The 15,059-nt window shown below is 71.0% G+C and carries 15 protein-coding genes; 9 read left to right on the top strand and 6 right to left on the bottom strand.

The features are described 5' to 3' along the window. Positions 1-3: 3 nt before the first annotated feature. On the bottom strand, positions 4-1,533 hold the full coding sequence (locus AB0I98_RS01010; RefSeq protein ID WP_362933309.1) for an IucA/IucC family protein: 1,530 nt from the start codon (positions 1,531-1,533) through the stop codon (positions 4-6). 113 nt (positions 1,534-1,646) lie between these two features. Here AB0I98_RS01010 and AB0I98_RS01005 point away from each other — a divergent pair, with 113 nt between their 5' ends. From AB0I98_RS01005 to AB0I98_RS00995, 3 genes are read left to right on the top strand one after another with little or no spacing between them, the layout of a single operon-like run. Continuing rightward, positions 1,647-3,137 carry an IucA/IucC family protein gene (locus tag AB0I98_RS01005; RefSeq protein WP_362933755.1) on the top strand — a complete coding sequence of 497 codons (1,491 nt, stop codon included), beginning with the start codon at positions 1,647-1,649 and terminating at the stop codon, positions 3,135-3,137. A gap of 15 nt (positions 3,138-3,152) precedes the next feature. Beyond that, a complete protein-coding gene (locus AB0I98_RS01000) occupies positions 3,153-4,067 on the top strand; it encodes a HipA family kinase (protein WP_362933306.1) in 915 nt (304 codons plus the stop codon). After that, the gene (locus AB0I98_RS00995; RefSeq protein ID WP_210571799.1) at positions 4,064-4,342 is read left to right on the top strand and encodes a SelT/SelW/SelH family protein; all 279 of its coding nucleotides are present in this window, start codon (positions 4,064-4,066) and stop codon (positions 4,340-4,342) included. The genes AB0I98_RS01000 and AB0I98_RS00995 overlap by 4 nt, the downstream gene beginning before the upstream one ends. A 3-nt stretch (positions 4,343-4,345) precedes the next feature. Here AB0I98_RS00995 and aceB read toward each other — a convergent pair whose 3' ends face one another. Both aceB and AB0I98_RS00985 read right to left on the bottom strand, forming a co-directional pair. Further along, positions 4,346-5,971: a malate synthase A gene (gene aceB / locus AB0I98_RS00990; protein WP_362933303.1), complete on the bottom strand. Its 1,626-nt coding sequence runs from the start codon at positions 5,969-5,971 to the stop codon at positions 4,346-4,348. Positions 5,972-6,167: 196 nt separating this feature from the next. After that, on the bottom strand, positions 6,168-6,767 hold the full coding sequence (locus AB0I98_RS00985; protein ID WP_362933300.1) for a nucleotidyltransferase family protein: 600 nt from the start codon (positions 6,765-6,767) through the stop codon (positions 6,168-6,170). 218 nt (positions 6,768-6,985) lie between these two features. Here AB0I98_RS00985 and AB0I98_RS00980 point away from each other — a divergent pair, with 218 nt between their 5' ends. Then, positions 6,986-7,279 (top strand): DUF5955 family protein, encoded by a 294-nt coding sequence (locus AB0I98_RS00980; RefSeq protein ID WP_362933297.1) that lies wholly within the window; start codon positions 6,986-6,988, stop codon positions 7,277-7,279. On the opposite strand, the gene AB0I98_RS00975 is transcribed toward AB0I98_RS00980, so the two are convergent. Continuing rightward, positions 7,276-7,965 carry a DUF6304 family protein gene (locus tag AB0I98_RS00975; protein WP_362933294.1) on the bottom strand — a complete coding sequence of 230 codons (690 nt, stop codon included), beginning with the start codon at positions 7,963-7,965 and terminating at the stop codon, positions 7,276-7,278. The genes AB0I98_RS00980 and AB0I98_RS00975 overlap by 4 nt on opposite strands. Next, complete coding sequence (locus AB0I98_RS00970; RefSeq protein WP_362933291.1) at positions 7,962-8,762, bottom strand: IclR family transcriptional regulator; 801 nt, start codon at positions 8,760-8,762, stop codon at positions 7,962-7,964. The genes AB0I98_RS00975 and AB0I98_RS00970 overlap by 4 nt, the downstream gene beginning before the upstream one ends. Positions 8,763-9,030: 268 nt before the next feature. Here AB0I98_RS00970 and allB point away from each other — a divergent pair, with 268 nt between their 5' ends. From allB to AB0I98_RS00955, 3 genes are read left to right on the top strand one after another with little or no spacing between them, the layout of a single operon-like run. Further along, a complete protein-coding gene (gene allB, locus AB0I98_RS00965; RefSeq protein WP_362933288.1) occupies positions 9,031-10,368 on the top strand; it encodes an allantoinase AllB in 1,338 nt (445 codons plus the stop codon). A 44-nt stretch (positions 10,369-10,412) separates the two neighbouring features. Beyond that, a complete protein-coding gene (gene alc / locus AB0I98_RS00960; RefSeq protein WP_362933285.1) occupies positions 10,413-11,528 on the top strand; it encodes an allantoicase in 1,116 nt (371 codons plus the stop codon). A 54-nt stretch (positions 11,529-11,582) separates the two neighbouring features. Next, positions 11,583-12,596: a hypothetical protein gene (locus tag AB0I98_RS00955; protein WP_362933282.1), complete on the top strand. Its 1,014-nt coding sequence runs from the start codon at positions 11,583-11,585 to the stop codon at positions 12,594-12,596. Positions 12,597-12,599: 3 nt separating this feature from the next. Here AB0I98_RS00955 and AB0I98_RS00950 read toward each other — a convergent pair whose 3' ends face one another. Beyond that, entirely contained in the window at positions 12,600-13,343 is a 744-nt protein-coding gene (locus AB0I98_RS00950) for an SDR family oxidoreductase (protein ID WP_362933279.1), read from the bottom strand. 112 nt (positions 13,344-13,455) lie between these two features. On the opposite strand from AB0I98_RS00950, the gene AB0I98_RS00945 reads away from it, so the two are divergent. After that, a complete protein-coding gene (locus tag AB0I98_RS00945) occupies positions 13,456-14,268 on the top strand; it encodes an AIM24 family protein (RefSeq protein WP_362933276.1) in 813 nt (270 codons plus the stop codon). A gap of 74 nt (positions 14,269-14,342) precedes the next feature. Then, positions 14,343-14,969, top strand: coding sequence for a dihydrofolate reductase family protein (locus AB0I98_RS00940; RefSeq protein ID WP_362933273.1), 627 nt, complete (start codon positions 14,343-14,345; stop codon positions 14,967-14,969). Positions 14,970-15,059 lie beyond the last annotated feature (90 nt).

Genomic DNA, 15,059 nt, shown 5'->3' with positions numbered 1-15,059 from the left:
ATCTTATTGATCAAACGTGTCCCGCTCCAAAACGGTCTCCCACCGCAAGGGGTTGGGGAGCTCGGCCCACTGATCCCCGGGCGTCCCCGGCGACAGCCGCATCAGCGTCAATGCCTTCGTGGGCAGCGGTTCCTCGAGCAGTGCGACGAGATCCGGGGTGCGCGGCAGATCCCGTACGGCCGTCTCCAGCGCCGCCCGCAACGCCGTACCCGAACCCGCCGTGCCCGCCAGCGCCCCGGCCACCAGGGAGCCGAACAGCTTGCGCCGCAGCGTCGTCTCGTCGTCCGTGACGACCCGTCCGGTCAGCTCCGGCAGGGGGATGCCGTGCCGGGCCAGCCGGGCGGGGCTGATGCGGATGTCGGCGAGGTCGCGGTAGACCAGCCGCAGTGGTGCGCCCGTCGGGGACAGCACCACGAGAAGGTTCTGGCCGTGCGCCTCCAGAGCGACGCCCAGCTCCAGCAGGCGCAGGCCCACGGTGAGCGCCAGCCGTGCGAAGTCGGCCAGCCAGGCAGGGGAGCGGGGCAGGTCTGTGGTGGCGAGCGCGGCCACCGGCACGACCCGCTCGCCGCGCGCCTGGTCGCCGTACACCTGGGGAGACTCCCGCAACACGGCGGCCAGGTCGGGGGAGTGGGCGGTGATCGCGCCGATCGTGCGGGTGGTGTGCAGGAGGCCGTCCGTGTGCGCCGCCATCCGCTCGGCGAACGCCGACAGGATCGCCGATGTCGAGATCGACCACTGGGAGATGTCCCGCACCGAGGACGTCAGCCGGGTGCTCAGCGCGGTCTTGACGTGCGGGGCGCGGACGCCGGGCAGGGCGAGGGTGCGCAGGGACATCAGCGGATGCGCGACGGCGTCCAGGTCGAGGGGGCGCTTGAGGACGTGCTCCGCCTGCCAGGGATGCACCGGGATCAGCAGCCGCTCCCCGTCCCGCATACGGTCCGGCCACTCGCCCGTCACCAGGCACTCCCGCGCCCCGACCGGCATCAGCCCCAGCCGCACATGCGAGCTGTGCTCGGGGCCGTACGCCAGCTGCTCGTCCACCGAAAAACCGGGCCGGGAACGGCAGTTGGGGTGGAACGGATGCCCGTCGACCACCCGCTGCTCCCACTCCCAGTCACTGTCGGGCCACTCCTTCGGGTGGCCCTTCTGCCCGGCCCGGGACAGCGCCAACGACGCCGCGCTGTGCGCGAGTTCGGAGGCGAAGTACGCCCCGTGCGGTACCGCGAGCCCCGTCATCAGCCGGGCCGGATCGTCGTACGACACCCCGTCGAGCCGTACGGCGGTGACGTACGCGGAGGTGGCGTACGGGTCGGCGACCGGTCCGTGCAGCCGCCGCCCGTCGGACAGCCGCAGCACACCCGGCCCGCGCTCGGCGATCCAGGGCAGCGGCTCATGGGCCAGCGCCCGCCACAGCCGGGTCAGCACGGCCGCCCGCGCGCCGGGCAGCTCGGCCGTGTACCGCGGCACGAGATCGGGGCGTACGACGGCCAGCTCGTCGGCGACCCCGGCCTCGACGGTGGGGGGACGATGCACAGGCGGGCTCCTAAGGTTGCAGGCAGGGCGTCACGAGGGGGGCGTGACGACAGACATACTGATCATCTCCCGCCCGAACGGACCGTAGGGAACAAGTGGAACGCCTGGACCTCATGCCCCCGCCCGCCGCCGACGACCCGTCGGCACGAGCTGACGCGTATGCGGCGGCCCCGCTGCTGAACTGCCTGCTGCGGGAGGTGGCACAACGGGTACCCGGCGAGCGGCGGGTGTACCGGCTGCCCGGTCTGGACCGTCTGCTGCGGGTGCGCGGGGAACGCCGCCCCACAGAGCCCGAGCTGTACGTCGGCGGCACCTGGCAGCGACTCGGCCACACCGAGTTGGTGAAGCTCGTCGCCGAGGAGCTGACCCGGCACACGGGCCTGTCCAACCACGAACTCCCCGCCGAGATGACCGACAGCCGTGACGCCGTGGCAGCCCTGCTCGCCGCGCGGGCCCGCACGACCGCGCCCGACGACCCGTATCTGCGCTCCGAGCAGTCCCTGATCACCGGCCACCCCTATCACCCCGCTCCCAAGGCGCGCGGCGGCGGCCCGGCCACCGGATGGCTGCCGTACGCCCCCGAGGCCCACGCCGCCTTCCCGCTGGTGCTGCTCGGCGTACGCGAGGACTCGGTCGTCGAGGAGGGGGACACCTCCGCCCTCGACACCCTGGGCGAGGCGCCGCCCGGCTACCGGCTGCTGCCCGCCCACCCCTGGCAGCTCGACCTCGTCGGCCACGACCTCGCCCCGGCCTTCGCGGACGGCCGGCTGATCCGGCTGGGCACGACCACGTTCCCGGCCCTGCCCACGGCCGCGATCCGCACGGTCCACGCCCCCGACCGCGACCTGTTCCTGAAGTTCAGCCTGGATGTGCGCATCACCAATGACGTACGCCGGCTCTGGCGCCACGACCTGCTGAAACTGCGCCGCACCGACACGGCCGTGACGCAGGCCTTCGCCGCGATCGACGGCCCGGCGGCCTGGCTGGCCGACCGCGGCTACCGCACCGCGGGCTTCGCCTTCGAGGAACTCGCCGTGCTGGTCCGCGACGGACTGCGTGCGCACGTGGTGCCCGGCGCGACCCCGCTGCTCGCCGCCGGGCTCGTCGAGGGGTTCGCGGGCAGCCCGCTCGACGGCACCGACGATCCGGCGGGCTGGTGGGAGGCCTATCTGCGCCAGGTGGTCCCACCGGTGCTGGCCGCCTTCGCCGACCACGGCGTCGTACTCGAAGCGCATCTGCAGAACACGCTGGTCGCCGTCGACGCCGACGGCACGCCCGTGCAGGCGCTGTTCCGGGACGCCGAGGGGGTGAAGCTGCTGGCGGACGTGGAGCGGGCCGCCGGGTGGGAGCGGCTGGTGTACTGCCTGGTCGTCAATCACCTGTGGGAGATCGCCGCGGCCCTCGCCGAGCGCCACCCCGGCCTCGACCCCTGGCCCGCCGTACGCGCCGAACTGTCCCGGCACGACCTCCCCGAGATCGCCGCCCTGCTCACCGCCCCGACCCTCCCCGGCAAGACGAACCTGCTGCTGCGCTGGACGGGCGCGGACGGGGCCGACGCCCGCTATCTGCCCCTGCTTAATCCGCTGGCCCCTCACACGATGTGACTTACGCTGGCCGGTGTGCTGCGCGATGTGACTGCTGTTCGATACGTGACCCCGCTGAGGTCCGGCGGCTCCGTGCCCGGAGTCGTCGAGGCCGACGACCTGGGCACGTACGTCGTGAAGTTCACCGGTTCCGCGCAGGGCAAGAAGGCGCTGGTCGCCGAGGTGATCGTGGGTGAGCTGGCGCGGGCGCTGGGGCTGCGGTTCCCCGAGCTGGTGCTCGTGCACTTCGACCCGGAGATCGCCGACGGGGAGCCACATCAGGAGGTGCGGGACCTGCACAGCGCCAGCGCCGGGATCAACCTCGGCATGGACTTCCTGCCGGGTGCGAAGGACTTCACGCCCGAGGTCGCCGAGACGTTCCGGGTGGATCCGCTGGAGGCGGGCCGGATCGTCTGGCTCGACGCGCTGACCGTCAACGTCGACCGTACGGTCCACAGCTCCAACCTGATGGTCTGGCCCACGTCCGGCACCGTGCCCGCACACCTGTGGCTGATCGACCACGGCGCCGCCCTCGTCTTCCACCACCGCTGGGACGTGACGGAACCGGAGAAGGCGTACGACTTCCGGCACCACGCGCTCGGGCACTACGCGCCGGACGTGCGCGCGGCCGATGCCGAGCTGGCGCCGAAGGTGACGCGGGAGCTGCTGCGGGCGATCGCGGCCGAGGTCCCGGACGCCTGGCTGGCCGGAGAGGAGGGGTTCGCGACGCCGGACGACATCCGGACGGCCTACGTGGACTACCTCCACGCGCGCGTGCGCTCGTCGAAGGCCTGGCTCCCCACGGACTTCCCCACCCGGGAGGAACTCGCCGCCGAGCAGGCCCTGCGCGCGGCGAAGACACAGCGAGGCCGTCCGAGTTGGCTCAAGCAGGTCCCGAACCTGCACGGCAAACCGGCGGTGGAACAGGATGGGGCGGTACACCTGCGATGACCCAGCGCGTACAGATCGAGTACTGCACCCAGTGCCGCTGGCTGCCCCGGGCAGCCTGGCTGGCGCAGGAGCTGCTGACGACCTTCGAGACCGAGCTGACCGAGCTGTCGCTCAAGCCCGGCACCGGTGGCGTCTTCGTCGTCCGCGTGAACGACGAGGTGGTCTGGGACCGCCGCGAGCAGGGCTTCCCCGAGCCCACGGCGGTCAAGCAGGCCGTACGCGACCGAGTGGCCCCGGACAAGCCCCTGGGCCACTCGGACAAGCCCGCTTCCTGAGGGTCAGCCCTTGAGCTGCTCGTACGCGGGCAGCGTCAGGAAGTCCGCGTAGTCCTGGTCGAGGGCGACGGTCAGCAGCAGGTCGTGGGCCTGCTGCCAGTGCCCGGCCGCGAAGGCTTCCTCACCGATCTCGGCGCGGATGTTCGCCAGTTCCTCGGCGGCGACCTTGCGGGCCAGCTCCGGGGTGGCCTTCTCGCCGTTCTCGAACTCGACGCCGGCGTTGATCCACTGCCAGATCTGCGAGCGGGAGATCTCGGCGGTGGCCGCGTCCTCCATCAGGTTGAAGATGGCGACCGCGCCGAGGCCGCGCAGCCACGCCTCGATGTAACGGATGCCGACCTGGACGGCGTTGACCAGACCGTCGTACGTCGGCTTCGCTTTGAGCGAGTCGATCGCGATCAGGTCGGCCGCCTTCACGTCGACGTCCTCGCGCAGCCGGTCCTTCTGGTTCGGCTTGTCGCCGAGGACGGCGTCGAAGGAGGCCATGGCAATCGGGACGAGGTCGGGGTGGGCGACCCAGGAGCCGTCGAAACCGTCGTTCGCCTCACGGTCCTTGTCCGCCTTCACCTTCTCGAAGGCGACCTTGTTGACCTCCTCGTCGCGGCGGGACGGGATGAACGCCGCCATGCCGCCGATCGCGTGCGCGCCGCGCTTGTGGCAGGTACGGACGAGGAGTTCGGTGTACGCCCGCATGAACGGGGCGGTCATGGTGACCGCGTTGCGGTCCGGGAGCACGAACTTGGCGCCGCCGTCACGGAAGTTCTTCACGATGGAGAACAGGTAGTCCCAGCGGCCCGCGTTCAACCCCGAGGCGTGGTCGCGGAGTTCATAGAGGATCTCCTCCATCTCGTACGCGGCCGTGATCGTCTCGATCAGGACGGTCGCGCGGATGGTGCCCTGGGGGATGCCGACGTAGTCCTGCGCGAAGACGAAGACGTCGTTCCAGAGGCGGGCCTCCAGGTGGGACTCCGTCTTGGGGAGGTAGAAGTACGGGCCCTTGCCGAGGTCGAGCAGACGCTGGGCGTTGTGGAAGAAGTAGAGGCCGAAGTCGACGAAGGCGCCGGGGACTTGGCTGCCGTCCGGGGCGGTGAGGTGGCGCTCGTCGAGGTGCCAGCCGCGCGGGCGCATGACGACGGTCGCGAGCTCGTCCTCGGCCTTCAGGGCGTACGACTTGCCGGAGTTCGGGTCGGTGAAGTCGATGTTCCGGGTGTAGGCGTCGATCAGGTTGAGTTGGCCGACGACCACGTTCTCCCACGTCGGCGCGGAGGCGTCCTCGAAGTCGGCGAGCCAGACCTTGGCGCCCGAGTTGAGGGCGTTGATGGTCATCTTGCGGTCGGTGGGGCCGGTGATCTCCACGCGGCGGTCGTTCAGTGCCGCGGGGGAGGGCGCCACCTTCCAGGAGTCGTCCGCGCGGATCGCGGCCGTCTCCGGGAGGAAGTCGAGCGTGGAGGTGCGGGCGATCTCGGCGCGGCGCTCCGCGCGGCGGGCGAGGAGCTCGTCACGCCGGGGCGTGAACCTCCGGTGCAGCTCGGCCACGAAGGCGAGGGCCGCTTCGGTGAGGACCTCCTCCTGCCGGGGCAGGGGCTCGGCGTCGACGATGGCCAGCGGGGACGGCGCTGGTGCGGACATGAGCTGTCACTTCCTTCAGCGGGCTGCGTACGTGTGGCACGGGGTGCCAGGGTCCTCGGGTGCGGCTGACGGCGCCCGCGGAACGTCGGGGCGCTTCTGATCAGTGGATACTAGTTTCCTCATGGTGGAAGTTCAATGGTTTGTTGATGTCGAGATTCTCTGAGTCGAGGCATGGTGGCGCTCGGTGCCACCATGCTCACTCAAGGTGGCTCAGGTCGCCTTCCGTGTCGATGTCGTACGCTTCGGCCACATCCCCGCACTCGACGAGCGTGATCGCCTCCTCGTGCGCCTTCAGATAGGTGCGCGCCCCGCGGTCCCCGGTCGCCGTGGCCGCGATGCCGGTCCAGTGGGCCGCGCCGAACAGGACCGGATGCCCGCGTACCCCGTCGTAGGCGGCCGAGACCAGCGACTCCTCGTCCGTGTATGCGGCGAGTACCCGGGCGACCGCCTCCGGGCCGATGCCGGGCTGGTCGACGAGTGAGACGAGCGCGGCGGTCGCGGGGGTCCCGGCGAGCGAGTCGAGTCCGGCGCGCAGCGAGGAGCCCATGCCCTGCTCCCACTCCGGGTTGTCCACGAGCACACATCCCTCCAGCCGCGCCCGTTCCCGTACGACCGCTGCCCGCGCCCCGAGCACCACATGGACGCGGGTGCACCCGGCCGCCCGCAGGACGCCGACCGCGTGTTCGACGAGGGGCCGGCCCCGGTGTTCGAGCAGTGCCTTGGGGCGTCCGCCGAGCCGTCGTCCGCCTCCCGCGGCGAGCAGCAGCCCGGTCACGGTGTCTTGCTTGTCCGTCATGCGTCCTGCATACCTGAGACAGGGGCGCGCGACGGCTTTCCGGAGACTGAATTTCGGTCCACGCGGTGGCGCATCCCGCACCGGGTGGCGTTTACTGACCCGCGTCCCCCGGCGCCCGACCAACCTTCCGGGGGTCCGGGCGCGATCACGACGTACAGGCGCACAACGGCGTGCGCGGGGGGAGAGCTGTGTTGCGGAGCTTGGGGCAGAGGCGGCCAGTGACCGGCAGCGACGAGGACCCGAGGGTGGCGGAACTGCGGACCGCGGTGTCCCGGCTGCGCCGCGAACTCGCCGCGCATCCCGCGGAGTTTCCCGACCGTGGTATCGCCGAGGACGAACTCGCCGCGCTTGCCGCGATGACGGTCAGCGGCAGCCCCGAAATTCCGCGCCTGCGCCGGTCGTTGCTCCTGATCGCCGGGGCGATCGGGTCCGTGAGCGCGCTGTCGCGGGGGCTCACCCAGGTGCGCGACGCGGTGGATCTGTTCGGGGAACAGCGGCGGGGCCAGGGCTAGTTCGCCGGCGGGTACGGGAACGGCCCCCGGTAACCCTCGGTGGTCCGGTGCTCGAACTGGTCGCAGAGCCAGGTCTCCTGGACGAACTCGGTGAGGTCGTCCCAGATCGCGAAGATGCCCCGGGGGCCGTGCTTGCCGTCGACCAGGCGGTAGCGGTCCTTGACGTCACGGAAGCAGGCGAGGCCGGCCATGAGGCCACGGCCCAGCGGGGAGTAGTCGGACCAGGCGCATGAGACGCAGGCCTTCAGCCGGGCCGCACGCGGCAGCTTGCGCTGGATCTCGTGCAGCGCATCCTCGAAGTCGTCCTGGCCGGCCTCGTTGCGGAACTCGTACCCGTCGAGGTGCAGGGTGGTGACCAGGGTCTCCTCGTCCGGGCCGCGTGGCGGGCCTGCCGGACCCACGAGCCGCAGGGCGCACCGCAGCAGTCCCGGGCGGACACCGCTGCCCCTGACCTCGACCGGTAGGGGCACCTCCCACTCCAGGAGGCAGGAGCACAGTGCCCCATGGAAGAACGAGAAGGCCTGCTCGGGCGGCTCGCCGCTCAGCGCGCCCAGATCGTCCATCGTGTCGCCCTCGAAGCGGACGCCTCTGATCGTCGTACGGATCAGTTCCCGGCCGTCGGTCTCGAAGACGATCTCCTGCGACCCGTGCCGATCGGTGTACCGGCCGGGCCAGCGCTGGGTCACGACGCGTGGTTCTGGCTGGTGGCCAGTGCCTCGGACAGTTCCCCGGCGATCTGCTGGAGCACGGGTACGATCCGCTCCGTCGCCGTCTCGGTGACCCGGCCCGCCGGGCCGGAGATGGAAAGGGCCGCCGCGGTGGGGGAGTTGGGGACCGAGACCGCGAGGCAGCGGACGCCGATCTCCTGCTCGTTGTCGTCGACCGCGTAGCCGAGCCGTCGTACGTCGTCCAGGGCCGCGAGGAAGCCCTCCGGCGTGGTGATCGTCTTCTCCGTGGCGGCGGGCATGCCGGTGCGGGCGAGCAGGGCGCGCACCTCGTCGTCCGGGGTGTTCGCCAGCAGGGCCTTGCCCACGCCCGTGGAGTGCGGCAGCACGCGCCGGCCGACCTCGGTGAACATGCGCATCGAGTGCTTCGACGGCACCTGCGCCACGTACACGATCTCGTCGCCGTCGAGCAGCGCCATGTTCGCCGTCTCGCCGGTCTCCTCGACCAGGCGGGCGAGATAGGGGCGGGCCCAGGTGCCGAGCAGCCGGGAGGCGGACTCGCCGAGCCGGATCAGGCGGGGGCCCAGCGCATAGCGCCGGTTGGTCTGCTGGCGTACGTAACCGCAGGCCACCAGCGTGCGCATGAGGCGGTGGATGGTCGGCAGCGGCAGCCCGCTGCTGGCGGACAGCTCGCTCAGCCCGACCTCGCCGCCCGCGTCCGCCATCCGCTCGAGCAGATCGAAGGCGCGCTCGAGGGACTGGACCCCGCCCGTGGCGGACTTGGCGGAGTCGGTGGTGCTGGCGCTGGACGTCGGCACGGCGCGTTCCTTTCGGGACTGGCGGCCTTTTCGGGACAGGCAGGAAGAGCAGAAGCCTACCCGTCGGTCGGTTGACTCCCCGCTTGTGCGTAGCTACGTTCTGCTTGCCGGAATCGTAATTCCACTTTGTGGAAACGTCCAGAGTGTCGCCATCGGGTGCACTGTGGAGAAGTGTGCCCTTGACGGCGCGAGAACGGGAGACGAGACTCCTTCAACAGAAAGTTGAATTCCGTTACGCGGAAGTAAACGGCGGCAGAGAGGGGTCCGGGTGTCCGACGCTGAACTGGTGCTGCGCTCGACGCGCGTCATCACCCCGGAGGGGACGCGGGCCGCCTCGGTCGCGGTCTCCGCCGGCAAGATCACGGCCGTACTCCCGTACGACGCCGAAGTCCCGTCCGGCGCCCGGCTGGAGGACTTCGGCGACGACGTCGTGCTGCCCGGCCTGGTCGACACCCACGTGCACGTCAACGACCCCGGCCGCACCGAGTGGGAGGGCTTCTGGACCGCCACGCGCGCCGCGGCCGCCGGCGGCATCACCACCCTCGTCGACATGCCGCTCAACTCCCTGCCGCCGACCACGACGGTCGAGAACCTCCGTACGAAGCAGAAGGTGGCCGCCGACAAGGCGCACATCGACGTCGGCTTCTGGGGCGGCGCCCTGCCCGACAACGTCGCGGATCTACGCCCGCTGCACGACAGCGGGGTCTTCGGCTTCAAGGCGTTCCTGTCCCCGTCGGGCGTGGACGAGTTCCCGCACCTCGACCAGGACCAACTCGCCCGGTCCCTGGCCGAGATCGCCTCCTTCGGCGGCCTGCTGATCGTGCATGCCGAGGACCCGCACCACCTCTCCGCGGCCCCGCAGCACGGCGGCCCGAAGTACGCGCACTTCCTCGCCTCACGCCCGCGCGACGCCGAGGACACGGCGATCGCCCAGCTGATCGCCCAGGCCAAGCGCCTGGACGCGCGCGTGCATGTGCTGCACCTGTCGTCGAGCGACGCGCTGCCGCTGATCGCCGAGGCGAAGGCGGAGGGGGTCCGTCTCACCGTGGAGACCTGCCCGCACTATCTGACGTTGACCGCCGAGGAAGTCCCGGACGGGGCAAGCGAGTTCAAGTGCTGCCCGCCCATCCGCGAGGCCGCCAACCAGGACCTGCTGTGGCAGGCGCTGGCCGACGGCACGATCGACTGCGTGGTCACCGACCACTCGCCGTCCACGGCCGACCTGAAGACCGATGACTTCGCGACGGCGTGGGGCGGCATCTCGGGCCTGCAGCTGAGCCTGGCGGCGGTGTGGACCGAGGCGCGCAGGCGCGGTCACGGCCTGGAGGACGTCGTGCGCTGGATGTCCGAGCGGACGGCTCAGCTCGTCGGCCTCGGTCAGAAGGGCGCCATCGAGGCCGGCCGCGACGCCGATTTCGCGGTCCTCGCACCCGAGGAGACGTTCACCGTGGACCCGGCGGCCCTCCAGCACCGCAACCGCGTCACGGCGTACGCGGGCAAGACCCTGTACGGCGTCGTCAGATCCACCTGGCTGCGCGGCGAACGCATCGTGGCGGGCGGCGAGTTCACGGACCCGAAGGGCCAACTCCTCACCCGCACCCCCTGATCGACCCCGCACCCGCAGCGGCCGACTCCCGAAAGGCAGACCTTGTGACGGCGACCCCGAGTTTCACCGGCGACGCGAACCCGTACGGAGGCGGTGACCCGTACGCGGACTACCGCACCGCCGACTTCCCCTTCACCCAGTACGCCAACCTCGCCGACCGGCAGCTCGGCGCCGGTGTCATCGCCGCCAACGACGAGTTCTTCGCCCAGCGCGAGAACCTGCTGGTGCCCGGACGCGCCGAGTTCGACCCGGAGCACTTCGGGCACAAGGGCAAGATCATGGACGGTTGGGAGACGCGCCGCCGCCGTGGTGCCTCGGCCGAGCACCCGTGGCCGACGGCCGAGGACCACGACTGGGCGCTGGTCCGCCTCGGCGCTCCCGGCGTGATCCGCGGGATCGTCGTCGACACGGCCCACTTCCGCGGCAACTACCCGCAGGCGGTGTCGATCGAGGGCACGTCGGTGGCGGGCTTCCCGTCCCCCGAGGAACTGCTGGGCGACGACGTGAAGTGGACGACGCTGGTCCCGCGCACCGCAGTGGGCGGCCACGCGGCGAACGGCTTCGAGGTCTCCGTCGAACAGCGCTTCACCCACCTCCGCGTCAACCAGCACCCCGACGGCGGCATCGCCCGCCTGCGCGTGTACGGCGAGGTCGTCCCGGACCCGGCGTGGCTCGCGGTCCTGGGCACCTTCGACGTGGTCGCCCTGGAGAACGGCGGCCAGGCCGAGGACGCCTCCAACCTCTTCTACTCACCGGCCACCAACACCATCCAGCCGGGCCGCTCCCGCAAGATGGACGACGGCTGGGAGACCCGCCGCCGCCGCGACCAGGGCAACGACTGGATCAGGTACCGGCTGGTGGCCCAGTCCGAGATCCGCGCGATCGAGATCGACACGGCGTATCTGAAGGGCAACAGCGCCGGCTGGGCGTCGGTATCGGTGAAGGACGGCGAGGAGGGCGAGTGGACGCAAGTCCTCCCGCGTACCCGCCTCCAGCCCGACACCAACCATCGCTTCGTCCTGTCCGCCCCCGCCGTCGGCACGCACGCGCGCGTGGACATCTACCCCGACGGCGGCATCTCCCGCCTGCGCCTGCACGGCTCGCTGACACAGCAGGGCGCGGCGGGGCTGGCGGCGCGACACCAGGAGCTGGGCGGCTGAACTCCGCTACCGTGAACACCCCTTGTGCGGCAGGGGTGTTCACGGGGAGGCGCGATGGCGGTTCTGCTCTACTACCCGTTGGTGAAGCCACCGACGGAGATCCTGCATCAGGCGCTGCTGTACTGGGACGGGATCGCCTCGGTCGTGCCGCGGGAACGCGAGGTCTACGAGGCCGCGGTCTCGGCGGAGCTGAAGGAGCTGCGGGACCGGTCCCTGTACCGGCCGCTCCACTTCGACGACCGCTCGATGGATCTGCTGTACGACCCGACGTACAGGCGCCGTGACGGCGGCGGCAATCTCACTGCCGAGGTGCTGCGCCAGGAACTGCGCCGCATGGCGGGCAGCCCTGACCGGCCCTCGCTGCCGTCGCCACCGGAGGCCTACTTCTACGAGTCGAAGCTCAGTCACTGGCTGGAGGAGGAACTGCTGCGCCTCGGCCTCGCCGAGCGATGCGAGAACGATTGGTGGAGGCTCGCCGTACCGAAGCAGGTCCAGGAACTGATCATCGGCGTGCTGGCGCGCGAACTGGCCCTGGAAGAACGGGTCTCGTACATCCCGTACACCGACCGTCCGGACGCGTACGACTGCTCGCTGCGTGCCCCTGCCGAGCAACGCCTGCCCGCGTATGAGACGGAGCTCGGCGGGCTTCTCCCGGTCCCCGCCCCCGGCACCCCCACCGCCGACGTCCTCGCCTTCCGTGACCGGTACGCCGACGAGCGGCAGCGCTTGATGCGCGCCGTACACCGACTGCTCGGCGATCTGCGGCGCGATTACGAACACCCCGCGGACGTCCTCTCCGAGCTGCGGCGCGAGATCGACCAGTCCGTGGAGGACTACCGCGGGGCCGCGAAGAGCAGCCGTATGGCCTGGGTGGAGCGATCGGTGATGGTCACCGTCGCCCTGGGAGCGGCCGCCGGGACCATGGTGGAACCCGGCCTGACCTGGGTCCTGGGCGCCGTCGGCGGCTACGCGCTGAACGTGGCCACCCGCGAGATCCGCCCGTTGGCGAGAACGCGTGACGGCCACGACTTCAGCTACCTGCACCGGGTCAAGGAGACGCTGACGTGACGGTCACGCGGCGTGTCCGCCGTCCACGCTGAACTCGGCGCCCGTGACGTAGTCGGCCCCCGCCAGGTACGCGACCATCGACGCCACCTCCTCGGACGTGCCGAACCGCCCCAGCGCCGTCATCGCCGCCTGGCCGGGCGCGTACGGGCCGTCCCCCGGGTTCATGTCCGTGTCGATGGGCCCGGGGTGGACGATGTTCGCCGTGATCCCGCGCGCACCCAGCTCGCGGGCCAGGGCCTTCGTCAAGCCGATCAGGGCCGACTTGCTCATGGCGTACAGCGTCCCGCCCGGCCCCGGCACCCGCTGGGTCATGCAGGTACCGATCGTGATGATCCGGCCGCCCGCCGACATCCGCGCGGCGGCTGCCTGGGAGGCCAGGAACACCCCGCGCACGTTCACCGCGAGCAGCAGGTCGACATCGCTGACCGACAGGCTCTCCAGCGGCCCGAGCAGGCCGACGCCCACGTTGTTCACCAGCACGTCCAGCCCGCCCAGCGCCTCCGCCGTGCGCGTCACCGCCCCGGCCGTCTCCGGCGCGTCCGCGGAGTCCGCGCGAAGGGCCACCGCCCGTCGCCCGAGCGCCTCGGCGGCCCGTACGACGTCCTCGGCCGCGTCCTTGCCGTTCACGTAGGTGACGGCCACGTCCGCGCCCTCCCGGGCCAGCCGCAGTGCCGTCGCCGCGCCGATGCCGCGGCTGCCGCCGGTCACCAGGGCCACCTTGCCGTTGAGCGTTCCGTAAGAAGTCATGCATCCATCCCAGCGGCGGGGGTCCCGCGGTGCTGGCGGCGAACGGACGTCGAGGTCGCCCGGTCGGACGCATCGCCGGAACTCTTGACTCCACTTCCGGCGTTCTCCTGGCGTGACACTTCAGCAAGAGATCGTCGGCAACGCCATGCAGATGGCGGTCGTCAGCCTGCGGCCCGGCCAGACCGTGTACTGCGAGGCCGGAAAGTTCCTGTTCAAGACGGTGAACGTGACCATGGAGACCCGACTGACGGGCCCCTCGAACGGTCAGCAGCCCCAAGGCGGCCCGGGCGGTGGCATGGGAGGCATGCTGCGCCAGGCCATGGGCACCGCCATGCAGGTCGGCCAGCGCGTCCTCGCGGGTGAGTCGATCGCGTTCCAGTACTTCACCTCCTCGGGCGGCGAGGGCACCGTCGGCTTCGCGGGCGTGCTCCCGGGCGAGATGCGCGCCCTCGAACTCGACGGCACGCGCGCGTGGTTCGCCGAGAAGGACGCCTTCGTCGCCGCCGAGTCCACCGTCGACTTCGGGATCGCCTTCCAGGGTGGCAGGACCGGCATGAAGGGCGGCGAGGGCTTCGTCCTGGAGAAGTTCACCGGCCACGGCACGGTGATCATCGCCGGCGCCGGCAACTTCATCGACCTGAACCCGGCCGACTTCGGCGGCCGTATCGAGGTCGACACCGGCTGCGTCGTCGCCTTCGAGGAGGGCATCCAGTACGGCGTCCAGCGCGTCGGCGGCCTCAACCGCCAGGGCGTGATGAACGCCGTCTTCGGCGGCGAGGGACTCTCCCTGGCCACCCTGGAGGGCAACGGCCGCGTCATCCTCCAGTCCCTGACTATCGAGAGCCTGGCCAACGCCCTGAAGAAGGCCCAGGGCGGCGACAAGCAGGGACCCACGGGAGGGCTCTTCTCGACCCACGCGGGCTGAGCCGATGAGTTGCGGGTGCCGGTGGGGTCTGAGGTGATGACAACAGACCCCACCACAGAGAGAAGGCACCCGCCATGGGCAAGCTCGTCTCCCAGATCTTCGTCAGCCTCGACGGCGTCTACCAGGCACCGGGCGGCCCGCAGGAGGACACCCGGGGCGGCTTCGAGCAGGGCGGCTGGACCGTGCCCTACGCCGACGAGGACTTCGGCGCGTTCGTCAACGAGGTCTTCGGCAGCGTCGACGCGTTCCTCCTCGGCCGCCGGACCTACGACATCTTCGCCGGGTACTGGCCGAAGGTGACCGACCCCGCCGACCCCGTCGCCTCCAAGCTCAACGCCCTGCCGAAGTACGTCGTCTCGTCCACCCTCACCGACCCCGAGTGGTCCGGCACCACCGTGGTCAGCGGCGACCTGGCCAAGGAGGTGACCGCCCTCAAGGAGCGCACCGACGGCGAGATCCAGGTCCACGGCAGCGGCGCACTGCTGCAGTCCCTGTTCGCCCTCGACCTCGTCGACACCGTCCACCTGCTGACCTTCCCGGTCGTGCTGGGCGCCGGCTTCCGGCTCTTCCCGGAGGGCGCGGTGCCGACCGCCTTCCGGCACAGCGGCGGACGGATCACCTCGACGGGCGTCTCCATCCAGTCGTACGACCTCGCGGGCCGCCCGGAGTACGGCACGTACGAGCTGCCCGAGAATGCCTGACCAGCTGCCGTCCGGCCTGCGTGAAGACGTCGGGCGGCAGGTTAATTTCCCGAAAACTCATCGGACTTGAGGGGAAATTCTCCGGAGTTG

It is taken from the genome of Streptomyces sp. NPDC050211, assembly GCF_040656035.1.
Classification (GTDB): Bacteria; Actinomycetota; Actinomycetes; order Streptomycetales; family Streptomycetaceae; genus Streptomyces.
This window is presented reverse-complemented; position numbering and strand designations above follow the sequence as displayed.